Source organism: Arthrobacter sp. P1_H7, assembly GCF_056405215.1.
Genome location: NZ_JBFUCO010000012.1, coordinates 43387 through 70178, shown reverse-complemented (window position 1 = coordinate 70178; position 26792 = coordinate 43387). Strand labels below are relative to the sequence as shown.

The window sequence follows — 26792 nt, the reverse complement described above, 5'->3', positions numbered from 1 at the left end:
GGCGTCGGTGTCAGGCGTCGTTGTGGGCGAGGTTGCCGGAGAGTTCGCGGTGGGCGTCGGCCTGGGCCTGGAGGTCCTTGGCCCGGGTCTCGAAGAGTCCGACGGCGTCGGCGCCGGCGGCGAAGCGCAGCGGCGGTTCATCCAGTTCGGCCAGTTGAATGAGGGCGTTGGCGAGTTTGGCCGGGTCCCCGCCCTGCTGGCCGTTCATGCCTTTCCACGCGGTGACCGTCTGCTCGGTCCTTTCGGCGTAGTCCTCGATGGTGGATGCTGCGTAGCTGGTGGATTCGGGGGTGAGGAGCTCGGTGCGGAAGAATCCCGGTTCCACGATCATGGTGCGGATCCCGAACGGGGCGACTTCGGGGGCGAGGGACTCGGCCCAGCCTTCGACGCCGAACTTCGAGGCGGCGTAGGCAGAAAGGAACTCCCCGCCGGCGATGCCGGCGGTGGAGGAGATCGTGACGACCAGCCCGGAGCGCTGGGCCCGCAGGACGGGCAGGGCCGCGCGGGTGACGTTCATGGGCCCGAACATGGTGGTTTCGATCTGTTTCCGGAAGTCTTCCGGGGTGATTTCTTCGAAGAACCCGGCGTAGAAGTTGCCGGCGTTGTTCACGAGGACGTCGATCCGGCCGAACCGGTCGACGGCGGCCTGGATGGCTGCGGTGGCGTCGGCGGGGTCGGTGACGTCGAGTTTCACGGCCAGCAGGTCCTCGCTGTCGCCGATGGCCCGGATCACCTTGTCGGGGTTGCGGCCGGTGGCGACCACCGCGTGGCCGGCGGCCAGGGCCGCCTTGGCGATGTCGGTGCCCATACCGCGACCTGCCCCGGTGATGAACCAGACCTTCTGCTCGGTTTTGGCGTCGTTTTGCTCAGTCATGTTCTGTCTTTCCTGGGTTAAGAGTTCCGGGCCGCGCGGGGGAGCGCAGATCCGGAACGGAAGAGTCGCTGGTGGTGGTTGGCGATGCCGCCCAGCTGGCAAGGAACGCCAGCGCGTTTTCGGACGCGGAGCCGGGCTCCGCGGTGAAGGTGAACAGGGTCTGTCCCTCATCGCCGGGAAGGTGAAGCGTCTCAAACTGCAGCGACACGTCCCCTGCGACCGGATGGTGGAAGCGCTTGGTTCCCGTGGTGTGGATCCGTACGTCATGGCCGGCCCACAATGCGGCGAAGTGCCCGCTGCGTGTGCTCAGCTCGCCGACCAGCTCGTTCAATGCGCGGTCATGGGGATTCCGGCCCGCTTCCGAGCGGAGCATCGCCACTGTGGTGGCGGCGATTGCGCGCCAATCGGGGTAAAAGTCCCCGGCGCCCGGATCGAGGAAGAGATAACGTGCCTGGTTCGGCAACTGGCCCGGGACCTCCGGACGGGCGGCTGCTGTGGACGCGAACACCGGCCCGTACAGCGCGCGGCCCAAGGCATTGGCGGCCAGCACGTCCGAGCGTCCGTTTTGCACCAGGGCGACCGCGCCGGTCATCCCCTCCAGCAAACGCAGAACTCCCGGACGGACCCGCTGCTGCGGTGGCCGGCGCGCCGGACGCCGCGATGATGGCGTGTTGGCCGTCCTGGCCAGGTCCATCAGATGCGTCCGCTCCGCCTCATCCAGCTGAAGGGCGGAGGCCACAGCGTCGAGGACCGAGTCCGAGACGCCGCGGATGCTGCCGCGTTCCAGCCGCGTGTAGTAGTCCGTGCTTACCCCGGCGAGCTGTGCCACTTCCTCCCGACGCAGTCCCGGCACGCGGCGCAGCTCGCTGTAGTTGGGCAGGCCGGCCAGCTCTGGGGTGATCTTCGCCCGTCGCGAGATCAGGAAGTCTCGGATTTCGTCTTTTCTTTCCACATCCACCACGCTACGCAGGCCGGACGGGCGGTGGCAGTGTCTGTCAGACACCCCCAGTTGAGGTGGTGGATACAGACGTGGCCCCTCGGAATCGGCCGATGTTTGTAGCTGGCCGTGTCATAGTCCGCCACCCGGCTGCTTTGGTGACAGATCGCGCTAAAGTGTCCGTATGCCTAGGATTTCGGCCGCGAGCAACGCCGCCCAACGTGCCGAGACCCAGCGCCGCATTCTGACCGCATTCGGGGAACTCCTTTTCACCCACGGGCTCCCCGGCCTGACCATGACGGACGTCGCGCGCCACGCCCAGATCGGCCGGACCGCCGTCTACAACTACTATGCGGACATCGAAGAGCTCCTCATCGCCTACGCCCTGGATGAGACCGAGCGGTTCCTGCTCGATCTGCGCGAATCCCTCGATGCACTGGAGAACCCGGTGGAGCGCCTGGCCGTCTACGTCCGTGCCCAGGTGGAGGACCTGAGCCGGCGCCACCTGCCGCCGGGGCCGGCCATGGCGGCGGTGCTCTCGCCGTCGTCGTTCGCCAAACTCGCCGACCACGTGGGTGAGCTCAGCGTGCTCCTGCGGGGCATCCTGCGCGACGGCATGGCCCAGGGGTACCTGCCCGAGTCGGACATTGCCCAGCTGGCCCAGCTCATCCACGGCACGCTCTCCTCCAGCGCGGCGCGGGGCGACGGTGCGGGCCAGGACGCCGAGGCCGAGGCACGGCTCGCCCGGACGGTGCGGTTTGTCCAGCTGGGAGCCGGGGCCAGGTTCGACGACGCCGGCCGGCCGGTCCGCACCATCCGCTAGGCTGCGGCGCCGGGAGTGCGCCCGCTGCGTGGCCTGGACGGCGTGACCCGGACTGCGCCCGCGGCGCCCGAAGTCCGTGCCTAGCCCGTGCCGGGCGTCGCAGTGGGTACGGCGGGCAACGTGGCCTCATCCACGATGCGCCGGTTCTCGCGGGGGCAGCTGAGCTGGCCCGGCGTCTGGTCCACGAGTTCCGGCTTGGCCAGTTCCTTGAAGTCGCCCGTAATGATCACGTCCACGCTCGGGTCCGCGCGGCCGTCCTGGACATAGTCCGAGCCGGGCACGTGGCGCTGGACACTGAAGGCGGCCGACTGGCCGGCAGCACCGGAGACCACCAGCGCCACGCCGCGGTAGCTCGACGTCGTGTTCCCCACGGCACCCACCAGGAATTTCCGGGCGGCAAGCTGGTCGGCCACGTTTCGGGCCAGTCCCGGCCGGCTCGTGGAATTGTAGATGTTGACGTGGACCTTCTCCGGCGGCGTGTAGTCGTAGGTGGCCGCCGGGCATACCGACACAGCCGCCTTGCTCCGCTCCGCCCCGGGGATCTTGATCTGGCCATTCATGATGGCCAGGGCCACCACGATCGCGGCCACGATCAGGCCGACAAGCATCACCAGGACAACGCCGTGCAGGATCCTGCGCCGCAGCCGAATGGGGTTCTCTGCCGTATTGTCCTGCTCCACGAACGTGGCCCGCAGCTCGGAGCCACTGATGACGCGGTGCCCGTGCAGGACTTTGACGTCTGGCGGCTTCCTAGCCATTTATCACGAGGACCCGCGCGTGGATTGCGGTGCGCTGGTGCAACGCGGTGCGGACTGCCCGGTGCAGGCCGTCTTCAAGGTAGAGGACGCCACGGTATTCCACGACGTGCGGAAAGAGGTCACCGAAAAACGTGGAGTCCTCGGCCAGCAGGGCTTCAAGGTCCAGTGTGCGCTTCGTGGTCACCAGCTCATCAAGCCGCACAGGACGCGGCGGCAGGGCCGCCCAGTCCTTGGGCGTGGTGTAACCATGGTCGGGGTAAGGGCGTCCCTCGCCCACAGCTTTGAATATCACCATGCCAGCCTAGGGAACTTCGACGCCCGAAGGAATGAATGTCCCCGGGCGGCGTGAGGTTGTGGCCAAACGGTAACCATTTGTCACACGACGCATTGACACGACAGCGCCTGCCGCCTCTCACATCCGGCGCCGGGCCGTCGATCTGCTGCACGGTTCACCCAAACGTCCCGTACGGCTGACAGAATGGCCGTATGACTTCACCCGAGACTGTCCCTGTTCCGTCGCCGTCGGCCCCCGTGCTGGCGCTGCTGCTCGACGTCGACGGTCCGGTCGCGAGCCCGGTCACCCGCGAGGTGCAGCCCGGCATCATCGCCGACCTGGTGGCCCTGGCCGCCGCCGGCGTGCCGGTCATCTTCAACACCGGCCGGTCGGACGCGTTCATCCGCGAGCAGGTCATGGAACCGATGATCGCCGCGGGGATGCCCGCCGGCACCCTGATCCACGCCATTTGCGAGAAGGGCGCCGTCTGGTTCAGCTACACCGCGGAAGGACCCGGCCCCGTCCACGTGGACCACGAGCTCGCCATTCCGCAGGCCTTCGGCGACGACGTCCGCCGCCTGGTGGCCGAGGACTACTCCGCCCACATGTTCTACGACGAAACCAAGCGGGCCATGGTCTCCGTGGAGCAGCACATTGCCGTCGCCAACCCGGACTACCGGGCCGAGCAGGAACTCTTCGACGCCGACGCCATGGGCATCATGGCCCGGCACGGGCTCGGCGTGGTGCGGCTGGACCACCACGTCCCCGATTCGGATGACCAGATCGACTTCCGCGTCGATCCGACCATCATTTCCACCGACATCGAATCGGTCCGGCTGGGCAAGGACCTGGGCGCGAGCCGGGCCGTGGAGTTCCTGGCCGCGCAGGGCATCACGCCGCAGGCATGGCGCACGGTGGGCGATTCCCGTACGGACTACGCCATGGCCGACTGGCTGCACCATAACGACCACGCCGTGAAGCACGTCGACGTCCGGCCCGCGGACGGCATCCCGGTCAAACCCTACGAGGTTCTCACCGCCGCCGATCTGGGGCTCGGCGAAGACGTGATCCACGACGACGCCGGTGCCGCCTTCCTCCACCATTGGCTGGCCGTCGTCACCGGCTGAGGCCCCGATCCGCCGTTTGGCCCGTCGCGCTTCGCCGGCACGTCCGCCGCGTGGCGGCCGGTTTTCCGCGGCAATTTTGAGGCCCGCGTTATCATGCAAGTAGACACCAACGCACTGATAGAAGCGGGAGCTCAGACATTACCGAAGCAGCGATCCAAGACGAGATTTACTATGGCAGCCAGGCATCTGTGGACGCCCACGCCGAGGTCACGTCGGCGGCCGCGGTCGCCAGATTCCGGACCCGCTCCGACGTTGTCCGCCACCGCGGCCGCTATGCGCTGATCAACGAAAACCGCACGCCGTACCAGGCCATGGTCGAGGACCTGATGTTCCTGCGTTCCGTCCTGGCCGGCGCCGGCATCGGCTACCTGCTGGTCCGCGGCAACAACCACCGCCCGGTCGTCGCCGTCGACTGGAAAGACCGCAAGGAACTCCGCGACGCCCTCGTGGAGGCGTGCCGCGACGAGCCGTTGTATTCCATGAGCGTGGACGCCAAGAAGAAGTCCTCCGTGCTCGTGGCCGACGGCGAGCTGTCGCCGAACCGCCAGGCCCGGATCTTCCGGCTCTACCGGCCCCGGGTGGAACCCGAAGGCGGTTTTGAATTCGGGGCGTCCGCCGGCGTCCAGCTGGAGCTGTGGAGCTTCGAAGGCGATCAGCTGATCCTGCCGATCGAGAACTCCCTGACGCGCCGCACCATGCTGGCCCAGGACGCAGTGCGCGGCACCGTGGAACGCTACGGCCACACGTGGCCCACCATCGAGAACATGTTCGCCGACCACGCCAGCGACATCAGCTTCGACATCGACCTGGTGTTCTCATGGGTGGACGGCAGCTCCCCCGAGTACATCGCGGCCCGCCGCGCCCGCATGGCCGGCGTGGTGGTGGGCGAGGGGGATGACCACGAGGCCCGCTTCCGCCAGATCGATGAGCTCAAGTACGCCCTGCGCTCGGTGTACATGTTTGCGCCGTGGATCCGCCGGATCTTCATCGCCACGGACTCCCCCGCACCGTCATGGCTGGCCGACCACCCGAGTGTGACGATCGTCCGGAGCGAAGAGTTTTTCGCCGACACGTCGGTTCTGCCCACGCACAATTCGCAGGCCGTGGAGTGTCAGCTGCACCACATCGAGGGGCTCTCCGAGCACTTCCTCTATTCGAACGACGACATGTTCTTCGGCCGTGCCGTGGGCCCGGACATGTTCTTCACCCCGGGCGGCATCACGAAGTTCATCGAGGCCGAGACCCGGATCGGGCTGGGCGACAACGACGCCGAACGCAGCGGCTTTGAGAACGCCGCCCGGGTGAACCGCAAGCTGCTCTGGAACCGCTTCGGCCGCATCACCACACGTCACCTGGAGCACACGGCGGCCCCGCTGCGCCGCAGCGTGGTCGAGCAGATGGAGCAGGAGTTCCCGGCCGAGTTTGCCAAGACCGCCGCGAGCACCTTCCGGGCAGCGGACAACATCTCCGTGACCAACTCGTTCTACCACTACTACGCGCTGCTCACTGGCCGGGCCGTGACCCAGACGGCCGCCAAGGTGAGATATGTGGACACGACGGCGCGGGCCGGCCTGAACTACCTGCCCAAGCTCCTGGCCAAGCGGAACATGGACTTCTTCTGCCTCAACGACGGCAGTTTCCCCGAGGTCCCGGCGGAAGAGCGGGCCGAACTGGTCACGGACTTCCTGGAGAAGTACTACCCCATCAAGGCACCCTGGGAGAAGTAACGAACCGTGACCAAAGCGGGCGCCGCGTCAGCCAGTGAGTGAATCAGTTCAGGGTGGTGTACCTGCGGTGCGCCGGCGTCCGGGACGGGGCCTCGAGCTTGGCCTTCTCAGGAATATCGATCCCTGCGGCCGCGAGCCGGCGCTGGACTTCCTCGGGAGAGACCAGCTCCCCCACCGCCGGGGTGTCGCCGAGCAGCACCACGGAGTGCACGATCGTGTGTTCGTAGACGTGGACCAGGTTGAACGCCTGCCCGCCGTCGCGGCCTCGGGTGCCGCCGACAGGAACGTTCAGGTCCTGGGTGTAGCAGGTGGCTGAAGCCACGGACACGGGGATGCCCGCGAACGTTGCCGTGGTCGAATAGTGCAGGTGGCCGCCCAGGATGGCGCGGACATCGGAGTTGCGCAGGACTCCGGCAAGCGCCGACTGGCCCCGGAGCTCCACGAGCACGGCAAGATCCAGCACGGACGGTACCGGCGGGTGGTGCAGGGCAAGGATGGTCCCGTCCGGGGCCGGCGTGGCCAGCTCAGCAGCGAGCCAGTCCAGCTGGTCGTGGCTCAATTCGCCATGGTGGAAGCCGGGCACCGAGGTGTCCAGGGTGATGATGCGCAGCCCGTTGACGAAGTAGCTGTGGTCCAGTGGCGCGTCATTGTCGGCCTGGTCCAGGAGCCCGGCCCGGAAATTGGCCCGGTCGTCGTGGTTGCCCATCGCCCAAATGACCTTGGCCCCCAAGGCCTCGCACGCCGGATCCACGATGGCGCGGAGCTTGGCATACGCTTCGGGTTCCCCCAGGTCAGCCAGGTCGCCCGTGAAGATCACGGCTTCGGGGCGTGCCCCCGAGGCGTGGACCTCCTCGAAGAGTTGCCTGAGCAGGGCTTCGCTGTCCACGACGCCGTGCAGGGGTTGCGGACCCCCCAGCAAGTGGGGGTCGCTCAGGTGAAGTAGGAAATGACGTGGCCGGGGGTGCTCGGCCTCGATGCGCTCCATTGCTGCCTTCTTGGTTGGGTGGAAGCGGTGCCTCCAGTGTCCCTCTCAGTAACAACTATCCAACCAGACATTAGGCAAACAATGTAAAAACTGCGACAGGCATATTGGAAAAGTGGGCGTTAACAGGTGGCCCACCCTCACATGCACTTGCCGGCATATACGAGGCGCGGCCGCCCGGCGGCACTCCCCATTCCCCGGGTCAACGGGGCGGGACGGACAGTGCCGCAGGGTTCACGGTTTCCGCTAGCTCAGGTACCCGTTGGGGTTAAGCACGAACTTCGTCGCCGCGCCGGCGTCGAATTCCGCGTAGCCCTTCGGCGCGTCCTCCAGGGAAATCGCCTTCGCGTTGACGTTCTTGGCGATGTGCACCTTGTCGTGCAGGATCGCCATCATCAGCTGCCGGTTGTATTTCATGACCGGACACTGTCCCGTAGTGAAGCTGAGCGACTTTGCCCAGCCCGTTCCGAGGCTGAGCGAGAGCGAGCCCTTCTTCGCGGCCTCGTCCACGCCGCCCGGGTCGCCGGTGACGTAGAGCCCGGGGATGCCCAGGGCACCGCCGGCGGCCGTTACTTCCATCAGCGAGTTCAGGACAGTAGCGGGGGCTTCGTGGGCTCCGGCCCCGTGGCCCTTGGCCTCAAATCCCACCGCGTCCACGCCGCAATCGACTTCCGGGACGCCGAGGAGCTGCTCGATTTGCTCGGCAGGGCCGCCCTTACTCAGGTCGATGGTCTCGCAGCCGAAGCTGCGTGCCTGCGCCAGGCGGTCCGCGTTCATGTCACCCACAATCACGACGGCGGCACCCAGGAGCTGGGCACTGGTCGCCGCGGCCAGGCCCACAGGCCCTGCCCCTGCCACGTAGACGGTGGACCCGACGCCGACGCCTGCGGTGACCGCACCATGGAATCCGGTCGGGAAGATGTCCGAGAGCATCGTCAGGTCCATCATCTTTTCGAGGGCCTGGTCTTTGTCCGGGAACTTCAACAGGTTCCAGTCGGCATACGGCACCAGGACGTAGTTGGCCTGGCCGCCTACCCAGCCGCCCATGTCCACATAGCCGTAGGCGCTGCCCGGCCGGTCGGGGTTGACGTTCAGGCAGATGCCGGTCTTGCGCTCCTTGCAGTTCCGGCAGCGCCCGCAGGCGATATTGAAGGGGACGGAACAGATGTCCCCCACTTTGATGAATTCAACATCCGGGCCCACTTCGACCACCTCGCCGGTGATCTCGTGGCCGAGCACCAGGTCGGCGGGAGCCGTGGTGCGCCCCCGGACCATGTGCTGGTCCGAGCCGCAAATATTCGTGGCCACGGTTTTGAGGATTACGCCGTGGCGCACCTGCCGGCCCACGTTGGCGGGGTTGACCCCCGGACCGTCCTTGAGTTCGAAGGTGGGGTAGTCAATGTCGATCAGTTCGACCTTGCCCGGCCCCTTGTAGGCAACGGCTTTGTTCCCTGTCATCTATTTCCTCCTGCTTTCACGGGCCCCGTGGTGGGCGCCCTAGTGTGATTCACGAAGTTCTTTGATGCGCCCTCCGCAGGAACACCCGGCCACACTGCCGACGGCTGCCAGAGTTGATTGCGCCGTGGGGATGCCCGGAATGTTTGGAGGGTCCGGCCAGTCTAGGCGCTAAGCATGCTTAGGGATAGGGCTGAGTTCCTCTGGACCCCGGGCCGGTCGAGTCAGTCGAGGGCGGACTGAACAGCTTCGATGATCTCCGGCGCGTCTGGCTCAACGGTGGGCGCAAAGCGGGCGATGACCTCGCCGTCGCGGTTCACGAGGAACTTCTCGAAGTTCCACTTCACCAGGCCGGGCAGGATGCCGGTCTTGAACTTGGTGAGCTCGGTGTAGAGCGGGTGCTGGTTCTTTCCCCGGACGTTGGCCTTGACCGTCAGCGGGAAGGTCACGCCGAAATTGCGCTGGCAGAACTCGGCAATCTCGGCGTCGCCGCCGGGCTCCTGCCCGGCGAACTGGTTGCAGGGGACGCCGAGGACCTGGAAGCCTTGGCCTCGGAACTTGTTGTGCAGCGCCTCGAGTCCAGCGTACTGGGGTGTGAAACCGCACTCGGACGCCACGTTGACCACCAGAACCACCTCGCCCTTGAAACGGCCAAAATCGGTCTCGGTCCCGTCGATGAGGGTCAGGGGAATGGAATGCAGAGCTGTCATGGGGCGCGTCCTTGCGGTGTCGATGGTCCGGAGCAGGGAATCTGAACTGGTCCCTCCATTATTCGGCACCGGGGCGTGCGGGTATGGGTGTGCCTCCCGGACAAGGCGCCGGAATGGCGGCCTGGGGCGCGGCGGGGGCTAGCCGCTGGGCGTCGTCGAGGGCGTCGCTGAGGGTTTTGTTGTCACTGCCGTGGTGGCCGACTGCGTGGCCGTCTTTGGCGTCGGCGTTTCGGCCGGCGCGGTGACCGGGTCCGGCTCCACAGTGATCGGGGCCGGCACCGGGGTGGCCGTCTTGGCGGCAGCCTCCGTCGCGGTTGCGGAGGCCGACGCAGGCGCGGAGGGCGGCGGTGCCACCGGCGGCGGGACCGACAACGGTGCTGATGGCTTGGCGGAGGCCGTTCCCGTCGGCGTTGGCGTCGGGGTGGCGGTTGCCGTTGGCGTCGGGGTGGCGGTTGCCGTTGGCGTCGGGGTGGCGGTTGCCGACGGCGTCGGGGCGGGTGCGGCGGGTGTCGTCGGTGTGCTCCCGGTCGGCGGGGCAGGTGTCGTCGTCGTGGCAGTCCCGGTCGGCGTCGGGGTTGGGGTCGGGGTTGGGGACGCAGTCGCCGGCGGCGTCGGGGTCGCGGATGCACTCCCGGTCGGCGTCGGGGTCGGGGTGGCGGAAGGCGTCGCCGACGGTTTGTCGGCGGCGGCTTCGGTAGCCGCAGGTGAGGCACTCGCCGGTGGCTTGGCGGCCACCGCGGCAGGCTGTTCCTGAACACCGCCGGCCACCACGTGGGTCAGGTCCTCCCGGACAGGAATCGCCCAGCCAATCCCCGCATTGGTTGCCTTACCGGCGTCGGGTGCGTAGCTGGTCATTTGGATGGGGCCGAGTTGATCCACCTGCTTGATGGGGAGCAATGTCCAATCGCGCGGATCAGTGTGGGAGCCGTTGAGGATGGTTTCGAAGTGAAGGTGGCAGCCGGTGGAGGATCCGGTGGTACCTACCCGGGCAATAATTTCCCCCACCCGTACGGAGTCGCCCTTCTTGACCGCGATCGCCTCCAGATGGTTGTACGTGGTGATGAGACCGTTGCCGTGGTCGATTTCCACCCGGTTTCCGCCGCCCCACGGGTGCCACCCAACGGCCCGCACCACACCGGCGTCGGCGGAGTAGACGCGGGTGCCGCAGGGGGCCGCGAAGTCCTGGCCCCAGTGGAATTCGCCCGCGAATCCCGTCAGGGGGCTGGTGCGCAGCCCGAACGGGGACGATGGCACCAGCGATTCCAGCGGAGCCATGAGGAAACCCGGCGCGGGCCGGCTCAGGGCCGCCGAGGCCACATTGAGCTCGCCACGCACCCCTTCCCGGGTGGCCGTGTCCACCGTGCTCCGGCTGAAGGCCACGAGCGCCTGGGCGTCGGCGGTGACGGTGCCGGGAGTCCCCGCAGGCGCGGTCACCGCGGAGTGGGCCAGAGGGTCCAGGGCTTCCGGTCCCACGTCCCCGACGGGCGGCATGGCGGCCGTCGGGACGGCGGTGGGCGCACCGTAGGACGCAAAGGCGCTCAGTCCCTGAAAGCCACCGAATGCCAGTACGGCCAGGGACAGGCACAGGCCTCCGGACACGCAGCGCACGGCAATGGTCCGTGCCCTCGCTGACTGCTCACTCGATGAGTTTCCCCAGTGTTTTCCCACGACGTGACTCCCGCAATATGTCCGCCAGACCCCAATCTTCACGGACTTACCTCCCTATGTGACCACAGACGGCCGGGTCTGTGAACCGTCAGCGCGTTCCTTTTGCGGGACCAATCGGCGATCCGCGGATGTCCCCAGTAGCTTGCCGGTGGCGGCCCAGTAGTTCTCCGCACCATTGCAGGTGCCGCGCGCCGCCGGGCCGGGTAAGAATAGAGGATGCGCAATGTCCTCAGGGAATGGCAGGCCGAACTCAAGCAAACGTTCACGGGGACGCGCGATTCCGTGCCCGAGTGGGTGCCAAGCCTGGCCGAGAGGGACGACGCCGGTTACCACTTACCCGGCTCTGCCGTCTGGGCCGTGCACGGGGACATGCCCACCATTGTGGCGGGAATCCGGGCACTGCTGATGCAGGCGCTCCATCCCGGCGCGCTGGCCGGAGTCCACGATCACTCCCGATTCCGCGAAGACCCGCTGGGCCGGCTGGCCGGCACGATCCGCTGGATTTTCACCGTGACCTATGGCTCCACCGATACGGCCAAGGCGGCGTCGGACTGGGTCCTTCGGCTGCACCGGACGGTACGGGGAGAATTCGTGGACGGCCACGGCATCAGGCGCAGTTACGCGGCCAACGATCCCGAACTGCTCCGGTGGGTTCACATTGCCTTCACGGACGCTTTCCTCTCTGCCCACAAGCTGTGGGGGCGGCCGATTCCTGGCGGACCGGATGCCTACGTCCGTGAGTGGGCCCAGGCCGGCCGGCTGATGGGCGTCGAGACCCCGCCGCTAAGCGAAGCGGAAATGCGGCAGCAGTTGGACCGCTGGTACGACGACGGCGAGCTCCGCTGTGACGAACGGGTCACCGAGACGGTGGCGTTCATTCGCGACCCACCCCTGCACCCCGCGCTCAGGCCTGGCTACCGGGTGCTGTTCGCGGCCGCCGTGGCAAGCCTCGAGCCCAAGTACCGCGAGCTTCTGGGCCTGCGGACCGCGCGGCTGGGCCCGATTCCGCTGCCGGTAACCCTGGCCACCCGGGTCACGCTCGGCGTGGTGCATGTGGCGCTGGGCCGGATGGGTCCGAGCGAGCAAGCTGCCCGGGCCCGGCTCCGCCGGCTGGGCTACCGGGCCTGAGCCTGCTGCGGGAAGCGACTCCGGTGGTCCGGTAGCGCGGGCGGCAGGTGCGTTGGGCGGTAGGTGCACTGGGCGGGCTCCAAAGCCGACTTCCCCGGCCGGGCCGGGGCATGGCTGGGGCTGCCTAGAGGACCGGGGCCGCCGCGCCGGGCCTGCCACGAGGGCCGGGGCTGCCGCGAGGACCGGGGCCGCCGCGCCGGGGCCGCCTGGCCAACCTCACGAGGAAACAAATGCAGGGGGAAACGAAAAGGCCCGGGAACGCAAAAAGGCCCCGGTCCGAGGACCGGGGCCAACCGCGGAGAATGGGGGATTTGAACCCCCGAGGGCGTTAACCCAACACGCGTTCCAGGCGTGCGCCATAGGCCGCTAGGCGAATTCTCCAGTTGCTTCTGAATCAAAAGCAGATACTAGAATACCTGAACTTTCCAGCTTCGCCCAATTGGCCCTCCCCGCCCCGGCCTGCGGCTCCTCCACGGGACATGCCCCACGGCCCGTTCGAGGGCTGGACATAGCCCCAACCAGCCCACTCCTTCGCGCGAAAAATGGGCATGCCCCGCGCTTGCCCCCTCCCGCCACTGGACATGCCCCACAGCTCCCTCCAGGGCTGGACATGGCCCCAACCAGCCCACACCTGCCCGCCCTGCCCTGTCCCATCCCCGTTCCTGCCCGCCAAGAATGGGCATGCCCCTCGCTGCCCACTCCTAACCACCTGACATGCCCCACAGCTCCCTCCAGCGCTGGACATAGCCCCAACCAGCCCACTCCTGCCCACAAAAAATGGGCATGCCCTGCGCTGCCCACTCCTCACCACCGGACATGCCCCACAGCTCCCTCGAGGGCTGGACATGGCCCCAACCAGCCCACTCCTGCCCACGAAAAATGGGCATGCCCTGCGCTGCCCACTCCTCACCACCGGACATGTCCACCGGCCAGCCCGAGCGCTGGACATGGCACCAACCAGCCCACTCCTGCCCGCGAAAATTGGGCATGTCCCGCCGGGATGGGGGGCCAAACCGGGCCAATTCGGGGCACACCCAATCGTCAGGTAATATTGCTGACGGCCCCTCATGTGGCGTCATCCTGTTGAACTCCCCCAGGACCGGAAGGTAGCAAGGGTAAACGGGCTCTGGCGGGTGCATGAGGGGTCTTTTATGTCTGTGCCGATTGGTAGGGTTTATCTGTGACTGTTACTACCGCCCTCTACCGTCGATACCGCCCCGATTCGTTCGCGGACGTTATCGGGCAGGAGCACGTCACTGACCCCCTCATGACGGCCCTGCGCAAGAACCGCGTCAACCACGCCTACCTCTTTTCCGGCCCCCGCGGCTGTGGCAAAACCACCTCGGCCCGCATCCTGGCCCGCTGCCTGAACTGCGCCGAGGGCCCCACGGACACCCCCTGCGGCAAGTGCCCCAGCTGCGTGGAACTCGCCCGCGGCGGCTCGGGCTCCCTGGACGTCATCGAGATCGACGCCGCCAGCCACGGCGGCGTGGACGACGCCCGCGACCTCCGGGAACGGGCCACCTACGCCCCCGTCCGGGACCGCTACAAGATCTTCATCATTGACGAAGCCCACATGGTCACGTCGGCCGGATTCAACGCCCTGCTCAAGATCGTCGAAGAACCGCCGGAACACATCAAGTTCATCTTCGCCACCACGGAGCCGGACAAGGTCATCGGCACCATCCGCTCCCGCACGCACCACTACCCCTTCCGGCTGGTGCCGCCGGAGCCACTCATGGCATATCTGGAGCTGCTCTGCACCCAGGAGAACGTCCCCGTGGCGCCCGGCGTGCTCTCGCTCGTCATCCGCGCGGGCGGCGGTTCGGTTCGCGACTCCCTCTCCGTGCTGGACCAGCTCATGGCCGGCGCCGGACCAAACGGACTGGACTACGAACTTGCGGTCGCCCTCCTGGGCTACACGCACGCCTCCTTGCTGGATGACGTCGTGGAGGCCGTCGCCGCGTCGGATTCCGCCACGGTGTTCCGCGCCGTGGACCGCGTCATCCAGACCGGGCACGATCCGCGGCGCTTCGTCGAGGACCTGCTGGAACGCTTCCGCGACCTCATCATCGTCCAGGCCATGCCCGAGAGCGCCCAGTCCATCCTCCGCGGCATGCCCGCGGACCAGATCGCCCGGCTGCAGAACCAGGCGCACAACCTCGGGGCGGCCGAACTCTCCCGCGCCGCGGACGTCACCAATACCGCTCTCACTGACATGACCGGGGCCACCTCACCGCGCCTGCACCTGGAACTGCTGTGCGCCCGCATCCTGCTGCCCAGCTCCGAACAGACCGAGCGTGGCATCGCGGCCCGGATCGACCGCGTCGAGCGTCGTTTGAACTACGCCGGGAACGACGTCGGAGCTCCCCTCGCCGGCGCCCCCGCACCTGCCGCCGTTTCGCCTGCACGCACGGAGCAGGCGGCCGCTCCACAGCGGCCGGCAGCGCACCTGGCCGCCGCGCCGTCACACGCGGCACCGGCTGCCGCAACCACCAACGCCCCACCCGCCCCGCCCCAGGGCGAGCAGACGCCGGCCGCAGCCACCGCGCCCGCTCGGCGGGACGAGCCCGTCCGTGAACCGCTGACGGCACCACGGGTCAGCACCAGCGACTGGCCGGTGGACGAACCCGCGGCGGCCAGCCGACTCACCCCCGCTGCAGGTCCCGCAGCCGCGGCTCCGTCCCTGCCCGCGTCAGTGACTGCCCCGGTGGCTGCCGCCCCGGCAGCCGAACCCGCACGTACGGCTCCGCCCGAGGCGGCCCCGTCCGCCGCAGCACCTTCCGCCGCTACGGCATCTACCCCCATGCCCTCCGTCCCTGCGCGGCCCGAACCTGCCGAGCCGGGCAGGGCGCCTGCCGCTGTTCCCAGCCCTGCGCCCGGCCCTGCCGCCGGCCCCGGAGCCGACGTGGAGGTTTTGCGCCGTGCCTGGCCCGAAATCCTGCAAACGCTCACCAAGATCAAACGCAGCACCTGGGCGCTGGTGGAACCCAACGCCCAGGTGGGCCATTTCGAAGACCACGTCCTGACCCTCGCGTTCACCACCACGGGACTGGCGGGGGCCTTCGGCCGGGCCGACCACGCCGAGAACCTCCGGCAGGCGATCCACAAGACGATCGGCATCGATTGCCAGATCCGGGCCGTGGCCGGCGGCAGCAACAGCCCAGCGAGCTCTGAGCCAAACCCAAAAGCGCCGGCTAGCCCGGAGACCCCGGCATCGTCTGCGACGCAGGCGACATCGGCCGACGTCGCCTGGGGCCTGAGCCCGGCTCCCCAGCAGCCGGCAGCTCCGGCCAACGACACTGCTGAAGCCGTCGCCTCGGGGGTTGCCCAGGCCCACGTTCCCGCCGCCCCAATGCCATCGGCGCAACCCACTCCGGCCCCCACGGGAGCCGAGCCGGCGGTGGAACCGCAGGCGCCCGCCCCCGCGGCCCCGGTCCGCGCAGCCGGGCCAGCATCGGAACCGCACGCGCCCGGCCCCGCGGCCCCGGTCCGCGCGGCCGCGCCGGCAGCCGAATCGGACGGCCCTTCGGAGCCTTCCGGGTCCTATGCCGACCCTGATGACGACTGGGGACCGCCCCGCGACGAGGACGCCCCTCCGCTCGACGAAGAACCGCCGCTGGATTGGGACCCGTCGCCCGCCGCCGCCGCGCCGCGCCGCGCCGAGTCCGCGGCTGCGCCCGCGGCTCCAGCCCGCAAGTCCCCGGCCGCGCAGGCATCCAACCCTGCCCGCTCCCTGGCCGGGACCTCGTCCGCAGGCCCTGACGCGTCGGCTGACGCGTGGGCCCGCGCCGTCGAGCAGTCACCCGGCATCTGGACGGTCGGCACAGATTCGAACCTCGGCCGGTACCCGACGCCGGAAGTCGAGCCCGCGGCGCCCGAGCCCGAACCGGCTCCAGTGCACTACGAGCCGGCGGCGGCACAGATCCCGGAGTATGCCGGCGTCGTGTCCGCGCCGTCGGGACTGTCCTCGGAACACCCGGCCCGGGCCGAAGCGGCTGCGGCCGTTGCCGAGCCTGCTGCGCCGCGGGTGGCCCCCGCTGCCGCTGCCGTTGCGGAGGCTGTTGCGGTGGCCGCCGTTTCGGAGGCTGCTGCCCCGACGGGCCGGCAAAGCTTGTACCAGCGGCTTTCGAACAGCCCCGAGGCCGAGGCCGGACGGGCGAAAGCCCCCGCCCGCGCAGCTGCCGCGACCACCGTCTACGTACAGGACATCCCGAGCGCCGACGACGAAACGATCGAGGAATCGGGCGTCTTCGGCCGGGCCGCCGTCGAACGCATTCTGGGCGGCAAACTGGTGGAGGAGCGCTCCCTGGACGGAAGCCCCCTGCCGCCCCGCTTCTAGCAGACCCCCCAGCCGGCCGCCACCGGCCCCACTCCAAACGAACGAGGACATTGTGTACGAAGGCGCAGTTCAAGAGCTGATCGACGAGCTCGGACGCCTTCCCGGGGTGGGGCCCAAGTCAGCCCAGCGGCTGGCCTTCCACATCCTCGAGGCCGATCCCCAGGACATGAAACGACTTGTCGATGCCATCACCACCGTGAAGGAACGGGTCAAGTTCTGCACCGTTTGTGGAAACGTGACGGAGCAGGAACTATGCAACATCTGCCGCGACCCGCGCCGGGACCCCACGGTGATCTGCGTCGTCGAAGAATCCAAGGACGTCCTGGCGGTGGAGCGCACGCGGTCCTTCCGCGGCAGGTACCACGTACTCGGCGGCGCGATTAATCCGATCGCTGGGATCGGTCCGGAACAGCTCCGGATCCGTGAACTGCTGACCCGGCTCAACGACGGCGCCATCCAGGAAATCATCATCGCCACCGACCCCAACCTCGAGGGCGAGGCCACGGCGACCTATCTGGCCCGGATGCTCAAGTCGATCGGCATCGCCGTCACCCGGCTGGCGTCCGGCCTGCCCGTAGGCGGGGACCTGGAATACGCCGACGAAGTAACGCTCGGCAGGGCCTTCGAGGGCCGCCGCAACGCCCTGAGCTGACGGACTCGTGGCAGCCACCGGCAGCGACACCCCCGGGCCCCCACCCGGCCCAGCGGACGTGCCCCGCGCCCGCGCCCGGCAACGGACATAATGCCCTCATGCCCACTCCCGCCTGCCAAGAATGAGCATGCCCCACGGGCACCGGTGAACTTGCCCACCCCCTGGCCCGCACTCCCCCACCCGGCCCAGTGGACATGTCCAGCGCCCGCGCCCGGCAACGGAAATAATGCCCTCATGCCCACTCCCGCCCGCCAAGAATGAGCATGCCCCACAGAACCAGTGAACATGCCCACCCCTTGCCCGCAACACTGGGCATGTCCCGTGGAGACAGACCCGGCGTGTCTGCCATTCGGTCACAATTCAACGGCGCGGGCAGCACGGCGATAAACTGGGGTGAGAAGTTACGCCGTCGCGCCGTTTGGTTGCCTGGCCCAGAACCCCGATGATCCAGTGAGGGTGCGCGAATGAGTTTGCCCACTACCGAAGTCCAGCCCGGATCGCAGACGCTGCCCGTCTCGGCCGCCGCCACCAAGCACCTTGTCGTGAAGAAATTTGGTGGGTCCTCGGTGGCGGACGCAGAAGGCATCAAGCGCGTCGCCCGGAGGGTCGTGGACGCCCAAAACGCCGGCGACGAAGTGGTGGTGGTGGTTTCCGCCATGGGCGACACCACCGATGAGCTCCTTGACCTCGCCAGCCAAGTCACCGATTCCGCGCCCGCCCGCGAAATGGACATGCTCCTCTCCGCCGGCGAGCGAATCTCCATGGCGCTGCTGGCCATGGCCATCAACAAGTTCGGCGCCTCGGCCCAGTCTTTCACCGGGTCCCAGGCCGGCATGATCACCGACGGCATCCACGGCAAGGCCCGGATCATCGACGTCGACCCGCATCGCATCCGCACCGCCCTGGACAAGGGGCACATCGCGATTGTGGCCGGGTTCCAGGGCATGAGCCACACGACGAACGAGATCACGACGCTCGGGCGCGGCGGTTCGGACACGACGGCGGTGGCCCTGGCCGCGGCGCTTGACGCCGATGTGTGCGAGATCTTCACCGACGTCGACGGCGTCTACACGGCCGATCCGCGTGTGGTCGCGTCGGCCCGGAAGATCGACCGCATCTCCAGCGAGGAGATGCTGGAACTGGCCGCGTCCGGCGCTAAGATTCTGCACCTGCGCTGTGTCGAATACGCCCGCCGCTTTGGGGTGCCCCTGCACGTCCGTTCCTCATTCAGCCAGAACGAAGGCACTTGGGTCCTGCCCGGCGCCGACGACAAGATCACGACTCAAGAGGGAGTTGCCTTGGAGCAGCCAATCATCTCCGGTGTTGCACACGATCGGTCCGAAGCCAAGGTCACGGTTGTCGGCGTACCTGACATCCCCGGCAAGGCAGCGGCGATCTTCCAGGTCATCGCGGACGCGCACTCGAACATCGACATGATCGTCCAGAACGTGTCCACCCACGGCACGGGCCGGACCGATATCTCCTTCACCCTCCCAATCGTCGAGGGCGCCGAGGCCCTGGCCGCGCTGCATGCCGCCCAGGACCGGATCGGCTTTGAGAGCATCGAATACAACGAGAAGATCGGCAAGCTTTCGCTGATCGGCGCCGGCATGCGCTCGCACCCGGGCGTGTCCGCCCGCTTCTTCGCGGCCCTCTCCGAGGCCGGGATCAACATCAACATGATCTCCACCTCGGAGATCCGCATTTCCGTGGTCACCCACGCGGATCTGCTCGACGACGCCGTCCGCGCCATCCACAGAGCGGCACCTGCCGCTCCCTTCCCCATCTCCGCACGTCGTCGGCCGCGTCCCCACATCTCCGGCCGCATTCCCACGTTTCCGGCCGCGACCCACGCGTCGCCCTGGACGCCCCCGGCACCCGGGGTCCCCCGGAACCGTCGGAATCGGCGAAGCGGGCCCCGTCAGACCTCTTCTTTCCCGAGATCCGCTTTCCGGACAGCGTAGTGGTGTCCCTGGTCGTCCGTCTCGACTTCGAAACCTGCCAGGTCGTCTTCCGAGGCGTGCTCGAAGTCGTCGTGCTTGTGAACTACAGGCGCCGCGGTGTCGCCTCGATTTGCGGGCCCGAACAGCAGCCTCAGCTTGTCGGTCTTTTCCATGAAAGCCCTAACAGCACGTGTCACTAGTCCCACCCCCTTTCCTCGTCCCGGATGGTTCAGGATGCTGCACAGCGGTGTGTCAGTGCCCTCATTTTACGCCCGGCGGCGGGAAATGGCCCGGGTGGGGTGGCGCTAATAGGGACCTAGCGCAGGGATTTGTCGTCAGGGTTTCGGGGGACCACATAGGTGCTGCCGTCGGGCCGGTGCAGCGTTTCCCACTTTTCAGTTTCAGCCTGCCGCATCGCCAGCAGCCGCCTGTTCTGGTCGGTCATCTCGTGGCCGAGTGAACTGCGGTTGGCCGGCCCGAACACCGCCCGGAACTTCCCGGTGGCCCGCATGAACCTCTCGACGGCGTTTTCCTTGGCCATGGCTATCCTTTCCTGGGAGCAAGACAATGCTCCCAGTGTACGCTAATCATTAGTGCACTAATCATTCGAAGGAGTCGGTGTGACCAAAGGAAGCCCAGCAATCCAGGACAAGCGCGTCACACAGGCAGCACAGGACTCGCAGGCAGCGCAGGACGACCTCCTGCTGGAACAACAGCTCTGCTTCGCCCTGACGGTGGCCTCCCGAAGCGTCGTAGGCGCCTACAAACCCGTCCTGGACAGGCTCGGCCTGACACACCCGCAGTACCTCGTCATGCTGTGCCTTTGGGAAGCAAGCCCCCGGTCGGTCCGCGACATCAGCGAGGCCCTGGCCCAGGAGCCGGCAACCATTTCGCCGCTGCTGCGCCGCCTCGAGACGGCCGGCTTCATCACCCGCCAGCGGATGGAAGGCAACGAACGCACCCTGGATGTCCGGCTAACGCCGCGCGGCGCCGCCCTTCGAGAGCAGGCCACCGAAGTCCCGGGCATCATGATGGCCCGGCTGGGCCTGACCCGTGAACAGGTCGGCCAGCTGCATGCCACCATGATGGACCTGATCGCCGCCACACGGCCCGGTCCGGACGACGCGCCCCGGCGGTAGACTGGGCAAAACAGAGGAGGACTGCTGATGCGCACGCAATCGGGCCGCCCGGCACTTGTCCTGGCGGCCGTCCTGATGGCCGTGGCTGGACTGGCCGCCTGCACGCCGAACGGCGGGCCTACACCTTCTCCCTCCACCAGCACCACGACGGGCACCCCCTCCAGCCCGTCACCCACAGCACCGTCCGGCTCCCCGTCCCCGGAGACGGAGACGACCTCGCCGGCCCCGTCCCCCTCCGCGGTCCCGCTGCCGTCCGGCCCGGGCCAGGGCAACGCCGAGCTCGCCATCATGGTCAAGCCGTCCGAAACCGGCACCGCGGCCAACCTCACGCTGGTCTGCCAGAACGGGGTTCCGGCGGCCGAAAGCCAGCACCCCAACGCCGCCGCCGCGTGCATCGCCATCAAGAACAACCCGGCCATCCTCAGCCCCGCCCCGCCCGCCAAGAACCAGACCTGCACCCAGCAGTACGGCGGCCCGCAGGTGGCGACCGTCACCGGCGTCGTGGATGGCAGGGCGGTTCAGGCGAGCTTCAGCCTGACAAACGGCTGTGAAATCGCCGCCTGGAACGCCGCCAAAGATGTTCTGGGCTCATCCGGCGGGGCGAGCTAAGCCCTTGCACCTTCAGCAGGAAGAGTGGCTGCCGCGCCAGGCCGCCCACGTCCAACGTGTCCGCCGCTACGCGGACCCCTACCTCGAGCGGCGCTCCGCAGGCCGGAAGCACCCGGTGGAGGATTTCCTCTTCACCTACTACACCCAGAAGCCCGGACAGCTGCTGCGCTGGCACCCGGGCGCCGGCGTCGTGCTCTCCGGCCCCGAGGCTGCGGCGCGGACCAGGTGGAAGTATTACCGCGCGGCCGACGCCGCGGAACTCGCGGCCGCCGGGCTGCCGGCGGAGTCGCCGGCCGTGACGGTCGACGCCGACGCCTTCCTGAGGGAGCGCCGGGAGGCACTGCAGTTCGCAGGGATCATCCTGGCCGGGACCGCCGCGCGGCCGGCCCAGTTCGGCTGCTTCGGGCTGCACGAGTGGGCCATGGTCTACCGGCAGGACAAGTTCGATCTCCGGCACGAGTACCTGCAGCTGCGGCTGGGGTCCGGGCGCACCGACGAGGTGGTGGAGGAGAACCGGATCCGGTGCTCGCACTTCGACGCCTTCCGCTTCTACACCCCGGACGCCGTTCCGCTGAACAGTATGGTTCCCAGCCGGGAGAACCAGCGAGCCATGGAGCAGCCGGGCTGCCTGCACGCCAACATGGACCTTTACAAGTGGGCCTACAAGCTGTCCCCGCTGCTGCCCAGCGAGCTCGTCATGGCCTGTTTCGAACTGTCGTGGCGGATCCGCGCCATGGACATGCAGGCCTCGCCCTATGACTTGCAAGAGTGGGGGTATCCGGCGATCCGGATCGAGACACCGGAGGGCAAAGCTGCGTACGTTGAGCACCAGCGGGCTTTTTCAGCCGAATCACAAGAACTGCGGCAGCGGCTGTTGCAGGAGCTTTCTCCCCTGCTCCAGTCGATGGGTTCCGGCCCTGCCCCCGAACGCACGGAAGGACAGCAATGAACGCTACGCACGAGCGTCACAGCCGCCACGACATCGATCTCACCGTCCGGTTGACGGAGGCCCCGGAAGCGCCGGAGTACACCTTCCGGCTGGCGGCCGACGGCGGCAGCGTCGCCCCGGCGTCCACGCTGCCGGATTCGGCGGCCGCCCTCGCGGCGGTCACGCAGCACGGCGAGGCCATCTTCTTTCCCAAGCCGGGACCGCCGAAGATGTGCACGCAGCAGTACGGCGGTCCGCAGGTCGCCGTGGTGACCGGCTGGTTCCTGGGCCGGGAAGTCCACAGCACGTTTAGCCGCACCGATGGCTGCGAGATCGCCCGCTGGCGGGCGATGGCGCCGCTGCTGGGCGGGGTTGCGGGTTCCACCGGCGCAATTTGAGCCCCGCGGAACCTCGCAGGCGTCATCACTTAACAAGCAAAGGCAATGGCCGGCGGTGCGAACCGCCGGCCATTGCCTTTGTTGTCAGGTTGAGCTGCGCCTAGATGGCGTTGTTGGGGCGCTCAAGCTCCTGGTTCTGGAACTTGGACTGCGCGGCCGCGCCTTCCGAGGTCGGCGCCACCGAGGCAACCCCTGCAGCGTTCACGACGACGCTGACAAACGTCGGCTCGCTGGCACCGTCGAAGGTGATCCGGCCAATGTAGGAGCCGGGCTTAAGACCGGTCCAGTTCAGCGTGATCTTGCCCGTCTCACCGTTCGGCAGCACCAGAGGGTTCGGCGAGATGGTCGCATTGTTCTCGTTGGCACCGAGAATCGCGGCATCAACGCTTGCCTTCGTGGCCTTGCCGCCCGGGCTGGAGTACAGGTTCGCGTAGATCGTGTACGTCCCGGCAGCGGGATCCGCAATCGAGAGCGTCTCGCTGGACGACGACGTCGCCACCTGCTCGACGCCCTGTGGCGTGACAACCCACATGTCGAAGTCCGAGTTCGGGTCAGAGGAGATGACCGAGAACTTGGCCAGCGGAGCACCCGCCGGGACCTTCACAGTCTTGACGAACGTCGAGGCATCGGCGCGGCCCGCGAAGGGTCCGGGAACCAGCTCCACGGCAGAAGAATCCGCCTTGGACAGGCCGTCCAGCGTCATGTTTACGGGCAAGTTGGTGCCGGACACAACGCTGATGTCGCCCGAACCGGTGCCGGATTCGGTGCTCAGGAAGACATCCTTCGCGGCGACGACAGACTGCGGCCGGACTGCGATCGGCGAGGTGACGGTCTTGCCTGCACCCTCCCAGCTCAGTGAACCCATGGCGAACTTGCCCAGGGCCGCGCTCTTGTTCTCAAAGCTGACCTTGAAGGTCTTCTTCTCGCCAGCGGCCTTGAAGTTCAGGGCTGCCGGAGCCACGTTGACCTGAATTCCGGGTACATCGGCTTTGACCTTGTAGACGCCCGGAGTCAGGGCGGTCAGGGTCCGGGTCACGGTGATCTTGCCGGTGAGGTTGCCCAGCGAGAAGGACGGGACGTTCATGTCCCGCGGCAGGGTGCTGGACGCCAGGCCGAGGTTGATTCCCGTGCCCTGAATGAACTTCCAGTAGTCCTCTTCGTTAGCGTCGTAGACAAGACCCGGGTCGACCATGCGTGCCGGATCCACCTGGCCGGCGCCGGTGGCGTGGACGTCGGTGTTCTTGGAGCCGTCGGCGTTCACCACTTTGCCTGCCGTGGTCATCATGGCGGACTTGACCGCTGCCGGGGACCAGTTCGGGTTCTTGCCCAGGAGCAACGCGCCGAAACCGGCAACGTGCGGTGCCGCCATGGAGGTGCCGGACAAGAATCCGAACTTTGCACCATCAGCGCCAATCGGCGACACACCGGCCAGGACTGCAACGCCCGGCGCGGTAACGTCCGGCTTCAGCAGGTCCGAATCGGTGGCCAGCAGCGGGCCCCGGGAGGAGAACCCGGCAATCTGCGGCTGCGCCTCCAGCGGCAGTCCGGTCGTGTCCTTGTTGACAAGGGACACCTTGATATCCGGGGTGGCGGTTACCTTGGCCTTGATGGCCTCGGTGGCCGGCGGGTTCACGTGCACGGTCGGGACAGCGTGCTGATCGGTGTCCAGCGAGGAATTGCTCAGGTTCACCAGGATCATGCCGACGCCGCCGCCACGGGCAACCTCGGCGCTCTTGGCGACGCGGTCGACAACGCCGCGGTCGCAAACGACGACCTTGCCGGCGACCTTCGCCGGGTCCAGGGTGCCGGGCCCGCACAGTGCGGGGCTTGACGGCGGGGTCGCCGCGGCAGCGTTGGCAGCCAGCACCACGCCCGCGTCCTTGACTTCCTTGTTCATGATGCTGGCGCCGCGGAACTTGGTGCCGTCTGCGAATTCAACGGTGCCCTGAAGCTCCTGGGAGAAGCTGCTGGCCGCAACCGTGGTGACCCAGGGGCCGCCGTGGTTGACAGTGCTTGCCGTCGGGCCGGAGTTTCCGGCCGATGCTGCGACGAAGATGCCTGCGGAGGCAGCGTTCAGGAAGGCAATCGAGACCGGGTCGATAACTGACGTCGCAGAACCGGAGATCGAGTAGTTCAGCACGTCGACGCCGTCTTTGATGGCCTGTTCGACGGCGGCAACGGACGAGGAGCTATAGCAGCCGCCCGTGTTGGGGTCGGTGTCTTCCCAGCAGACCTTGTAAACGGAGAGCTTCGCGGCCGGCGCGATGCCGCTGGTCAGGCCGAAGCTGCGCCCGTCGACGAAGGTCTCGACGTTGGCGTTGCCCGCCGAGGTGCTGGCCGTGTGGGTGCCGTGGCTGGCGACATCGACCGGGGACAGCAGTTCTTCCGGAGCACGGTCGCCCGGGGGTACGAACTGCAGGAAGTCCTCGGCGAAGTAGTGCGCGCTCAGGACCTTGGAGTTGCAGGCAGAACCGTCGAAGTCCTGGCCCTTCTGGCACTCACCGATAAATGTGTCGCCGTCGGACTTGAGCATTGCGATCTTGCCGTCCGCCATCCTGTACGGCACACCGACGACAGGCTTGCCGACGAGGGGTTTGACCTCTTCCCCGGCGAAAAACGCACTGGACGGGGTGTAGCCAGTGTCGATGACGCCGACGACGACGCCCTTGCCGGCGCCGTTCTGGCCGCCGAACTTCGTGTTCCAGGTTCCGTTGGGCCCGCTGAGCTTCAGGAAATCGGTGCTGGAGTAGTCCGGAGCGTTTTCCGTGTCAGGGGCAACCGTCAGCACGCTGGGGTCCTTGGCCAGTTTGATGGCCTGATCCGCGGTGAGGTGTGCACTGAATCCGTTGAGGGCAGCGGAGAACTGCCGATTGATCTTGACGCCCTGCTTGCCGGCCACCTGGGCCTGCTTCTGCTCCAGGTGCGCCTGGTACTTCTTCACTTCAGCCCTGTTGGCATCCAGCTTCTTGCCGGGCGCGGGCTTGGTGGCCGGCATGCCGGCCGTCCCGCCGGCATACGTGGCAGCCGCTTTCTCGGTCAGGACAACGATGTAGCGGCCGTCCTTGTAGTTGTTCGGATCAACATTCTTCTGTGCGACGCCGGCTACGGTCTGGCCTTGCGCCGGGGCCGCGTTGGCCGGGGCGATCGCGATGCTGGACAGAAGAACCGGCAAGCCCAGGGTCAGTGCCGCGGCCCTCCGGAGTCCCCCGCTTCGAAGGAAGCTCTTTCCTGGTGATGTCACGAGTGTTTGAACCTTTCGTAAAGGAACGGCCCGGCTGCAACGCCGGGCCCAACGGACTGGCGGGAACTCACCGGGCGGTCGCCCGGCCCGCCCCCACGGAGACCAGCCGATTCATACAGTACAGACTGAGAGCGAGATATGACATAGACCACAAGGGGGTATTTAAAATTTGTCACGCAATGCGACACGACGCGATGGCGACGTCGCTGAACTGCGTCAATTGGAAGTTCCGGCCGCGTGCGGCCTCACCGCCGCGGTACCTCGGTGCGCGGGGAACCGGCCCGTCATGGTCGCGGGGCCTGCCGCCGGCCCGCTCGTGACCCGCTCGTGACCCGCTCGTGGACCTCTCGTGACCCGCTGGCCTATTTTCGGGGAGTCCGGACCACGTCGCTGATCCATGCGCGGGTCTTCTCATCCAAGGGCCCGGCCACCTTCGTCGCCTTCGCCGCACGGTCGGCCTTGATCTTCTGCAGGACCATCCGGCCCAGCCCGGCGAACACTGCGACGGCCACAACAGACAACACCACGGATTTCGGATTCTCAGCCATGCGCACATCCTACTGACCCGCGGCAGCCCCGACCATAGGACGCAGCCGCCCCCCGCGGCGCCATTTCTCCAGTTCAAGGACCCGCCGGGGAGGCCGTGTTCACACTCCCAGCCCGAATACGGCCGGACGCGCCGTGGCCGGTAGAATGGGCATGCAAGCTCGCGGAGCGCCCTTTCACGCTGCATTCACCAGGCAGTCCTCAACACACAGCGGATCGGCGTGAGACGGCACCACTCCGCTGCGCCCTTACCCAACGCTCACGCACAGGAGTTGCCGGATGCCCCGGATCGTTGTCGACGTCATGCCCAAGCCCGAGATTCTGGACCCGCAGGGGAAGGCCATCGTCGGTGCTCTGCCCCGGCTGGGCTTCACCGCTTTCAGCTCTGTCCGCCAGGGCAAGCGCTTTGAACTCACGGTCGACGGCGAGGTGACCGAGGAGATCCTGGCCCAGGCCCGCGACGCCGCGGAGACCCTGCTGTCCAACCCGGTCATCGAGGACGTCGTCAACGTCGAGGTCGTTGAGGCCTGA

23 protein-coding genes, 1 tRNA gene, 1 other RNA gene and 1 pseudogene are annotated in these 26792 nt (G+C 67.5%); 13 read left to right on the top strand and 13 right to left on the bottom strand.

The window, feature by feature from the left end:
• Window positions 1-10: 10 nt before the first annotated feature.
• Together AC1DXI_RS13645 and AC1DXI_RS13640 are read right to left on the bottom strand one after the other, a co-directional pair.
• Window positions 11-874, bottom strand: a complete 864-nt coding sequence (locus tag AC1DXI_RS13645; RefSeq protein ID WP_476939083.1) for an SDR family oxidoreductase — start codon at window positions 872-874, stop codon at window positions 11-13.
• A complete protein-coding gene (locus tag AC1DXI_RS13640; protein WP_476939082.1) occupies window positions 867-1826 on the bottom strand; it encodes a helix-turn-helix transcriptional regulator in 960 nt (319 codons plus the stop codon). Before AC1DXI_RS13640 ends, AC1DXI_RS13645 begins: the two co-directional genes overlap by 8 nt.
• A gap of 169 nt (window positions 1827-1995) precedes the next feature.
• Between AC1DXI_RS13640 and AC1DXI_RS13635 the strand changes: the two genes are divergently transcribed.
• Complete coding sequence (locus tag AC1DXI_RS13635; protein ID WP_018774380.1) at window positions 1996-2634, top strand: TetR/AcrR family transcriptional regulator; 639 nt, start codon at window positions 1996-1998, stop codon at window positions 2632-2634.
• An 80-nt stretch (window positions 2635-2714) separates the two neighbouring features.
• Here AC1DXI_RS13635 and AC1DXI_RS13630 read toward each other — a convergent pair whose 3' ends face one another.
• Together AC1DXI_RS13630 and AC1DXI_RS13625 are read right to left on the bottom strand one after the other, a co-directional pair.
• Window positions 2715-3392 (bottom strand): LytR C-terminal domain-containing protein, encoded by a 678-nt coding sequence (locus AC1DXI_RS13630; protein ID WP_476939081.1) that lies wholly within the window; start codon window positions 3390-3392, stop codon window positions 2715-2717.
• Window positions 3385-3684, bottom strand: coding sequence for a type II toxin-antitoxin system VapB family antitoxin (locus tag AC1DXI_RS13625; RefSeq protein WP_026266597.1), 300 nt, complete (start codon window positions 3682-3684; stop codon window positions 3385-3387). Before AC1DXI_RS13625 ends, AC1DXI_RS13630 begins: the two co-directional genes overlap by 8 nt.
• Window positions 3685-3878: 194 nt before the next feature.
• On the opposite strand from AC1DXI_RS13625, the gene AC1DXI_RS13620 reads away from it, so the two are divergent.
• Both AC1DXI_RS13620 and AC1DXI_RS13615 read left to right on the top strand, forming a co-directional pair.
• Complete coding sequence (locus AC1DXI_RS13620; protein WP_476939080.1) at window positions 3879-4793, top strand: Cof-type HAD-IIB family hydrolase; 915 nt, start codon at window positions 3879-3881, stop codon at window positions 4791-4793.
• Between the two features lie 188 nt (window positions 4794-4981).
• Entirely contained in the window at window positions 4982-6520 is a 1539-nt protein-coding gene (locus AC1DXI_RS13615; protein WP_476939079.1) for a stealth family protein, read from the top strand.
• A gap of 43 nt (window positions 6521-6563) precedes the next feature.
• On the opposite strand, the gene AC1DXI_RS13610 is transcribed toward AC1DXI_RS13615, so the two are convergent.
• From AC1DXI_RS13610 to AC1DXI_RS13595, 4 genes are all read right to left on the bottom strand, one after another.
• A complete protein-coding gene (locus AC1DXI_RS13610) occupies window positions 6564-7505 on the bottom strand; it encodes a phosphodiesterase (protein WP_476939078.1) in 942 nt (313 codons plus the stop codon).
• Window positions 7506-7748: 243 nt separating this feature from the next.
• Window positions 7749-8960, bottom strand: a complete 1212-nt coding sequence (gene fdhA / locus AC1DXI_RS13605) for a formaldehyde dehydrogenase, glutathione-independent (protein ID WP_476939077.1) — start codon at window positions 8958-8960, stop codon at window positions 7749-7751.
• 221 nt (window positions 8961-9181) lie between these two features.
• Window positions 9182-9667, bottom strand: a complete 486-nt coding sequence (locus AC1DXI_RS13600) for a glutathione peroxidase (protein WP_476939076.1) — start codon at window positions 9665-9667, stop codon at window positions 9182-9184.
• 138 nt (window positions 9668-9805) lie between these two features.
• Window positions 9806-11266, bottom strand: coding sequence for a M23 family metallopeptidase (locus AC1DXI_RS13595; protein WP_476939075.1), 1461 nt, complete (start codon window positions 11264-11266; stop codon window positions 9806-9808).
• A gap of 285 nt (window positions 11267-11551) precedes the next feature.
• On the opposite strand from AC1DXI_RS13595, the gene AC1DXI_RS13590 reads away from it, so the two are divergent.
• A complete protein-coding gene (locus tag AC1DXI_RS13590; RefSeq protein WP_476939074.1) occupies window positions 11552-12463 on the top strand; it encodes an oxygenase MpaB family protein in 912 nt (303 codons plus the stop codon).
• 296 nt (window positions 12464-12759) lie between these two features.
• Here the strand turns inward: AC1DXI_RS13590 and AC1DXI_RS13585 are convergent.
• Window positions 12760-12844, bottom strand: a tRNA-Ser gene (locus AC1DXI_RS13585).
• A 675-nt stretch (window positions 12845-13519) separates the two neighbouring features.
• On the opposite strand from AC1DXI_RS13585, the gene ffs reads away from it, so the two are divergent.
• The 4 genes and pseudogenes from ffs to AC1DXI_RS13565 all read left to right on the top strand — a co-directional run.
• Window positions 13520-13616, top strand: an RNA gene (gene ffs, locus AC1DXI_RS13580) — signal recognition particle sRNA small type.
• 27 nt (window positions 13617-13643) lie between these two features.
• A complete protein-coding gene (locus AC1DXI_RS13575) occupies window positions 13644-16805 on the top strand; it encodes a DNA polymerase III subunit gamma and tau (protein WP_476939073.1) in 3162 nt (1053 codons plus the stop codon).
• A gap of 52 nt (window positions 16806-16857) precedes the next feature.
• Window positions 16858-17457: a recombination mediator RecR gene (gene recR / locus AC1DXI_RS13570; RefSeq protein WP_018774392.1), complete on the top strand. Its 600-nt coding sequence runs from the start codon at window positions 16858-16860 to the stop codon at window positions 17455-17457.
• 464 nt (window positions 17458-17921) lie between these two features.
• Window positions 17922-19220, top strand: a pseudogene (locus AC1DXI_RS13565) (aspartate kinase); the annotation flags it as partial.
• Window positions 19221-19378: 158 nt separating this feature from the next.
• On the opposite strand, the gene AC1DXI_RS13560 reads toward AC1DXI_RS13565, so the two are convergent.
• Complete coding sequence (locus AC1DXI_RS13560; RefSeq protein ID WP_476939072.1) at window positions 19379-19573, bottom strand: hypothetical protein; 195 nt, start codon at window positions 19571-19573, stop codon at window positions 19379-19381.
• A gap of 143 nt (window positions 19574-19716) precedes the next feature.
• On the bottom strand, window positions 19717-19941 hold the full coding sequence (locus tag AC1DXI_RS13555; RefSeq protein WP_476939071.1) for a hypothetical protein: 225 nt from the start codon (window positions 19939-19941) through the stop codon (window positions 19717-19719).
• Window positions 19942-20041: 100 nt separating this feature from the next.
• Between AC1DXI_RS13555 and AC1DXI_RS13550 the strand changes: the two genes are divergently transcribed.
• Genes AC1DXI_RS13550 through AC1DXI_RS13535 form a run of 4 tightly spaced genes read left to right on the top strand, consistent with a single transcriptional unit; the run spans window position 20042 to window position 22474 of the window.
• A complete protein-coding gene (locus tag AC1DXI_RS13550; RefSeq protein ID WP_476939186.1) occupies window positions 20042-20539 on the top strand; it encodes a MarR family winged helix-turn-helix transcriptional regulator in 498 nt (165 codons plus the stop codon).
• Between the two features lie 27 nt (window positions 20540-20566).
• Window positions 20567-21148, top strand: coding sequence for an SSI family serine proteinase inhibitor (locus AC1DXI_RS13545; RefSeq protein WP_476939070.1), 582 nt, complete (start codon window positions 20567-20569; stop codon window positions 21146-21148).
• The gene (locus AC1DXI_RS13540; RefSeq protein ID WP_476939069.1) at window positions 21117-22097 is read left to right on the top strand and encodes a 3-methyladenine DNA glycosylase; all 981 of its coding nucleotides are present in this window, start codon (window positions 21117-21119) and stop codon (window positions 22095-22097) included. Before AC1DXI_RS13545 ends, AC1DXI_RS13540 begins: the two co-directional genes overlap by 32 nt.
• On the top strand, window positions 22094-22474 hold the full coding sequence (locus AC1DXI_RS13535; RefSeq protein ID WP_476939068.1) for a serine protease inhibitor: 381 nt from the start codon (window positions 22094-22096) through the stop codon (window positions 22472-22474). Before AC1DXI_RS13540 ends, AC1DXI_RS13535 begins: the two co-directional genes overlap by 4 nt.
• A 100-nt stretch (window positions 22475-22574) precedes the next feature.
• Here the strand turns inward: AC1DXI_RS13535 and AC1DXI_RS13530 are convergent, their stop codons facing one another.
• Both AC1DXI_RS13530 and AC1DXI_RS13525 read right to left on the bottom strand, forming a co-directional pair.
• Window positions 22575-25715, bottom strand: coding sequence for a S8 family serine peptidase (locus tag AC1DXI_RS13530; protein ID WP_476939067.1), 3141 nt, complete (start codon window positions 25713-25715; stop codon window positions 22575-22577).
• A gap of 362 nt (window positions 25716-26077) precedes the next feature.
• Window positions 26078-26263 (bottom strand): hypothetical protein, encoded by a 186-nt coding sequence (locus tag AC1DXI_RS13525; protein ID WP_018776109.1) that lies wholly within the window; start codon window positions 26261-26263, stop codon window positions 26078-26080.
• A gap of 277 nt (window positions 26264-26540) precedes the next feature.
• Here AC1DXI_RS13525 and purS point away from each other — a divergent pair, with 277 nt between their 5' ends.
• Window positions 26541-26792 carry a phosphoribosylformylglycinamidine synthase subunit PurS gene (purS, locus tag AC1DXI_RS13520; protein ID WP_018776110.1) on the top strand — a complete coding sequence of 84 codons (252 nt, stop codon included), beginning with the start codon at window positions 26541-26543 and terminating at the stop codon, window positions 26790-26792.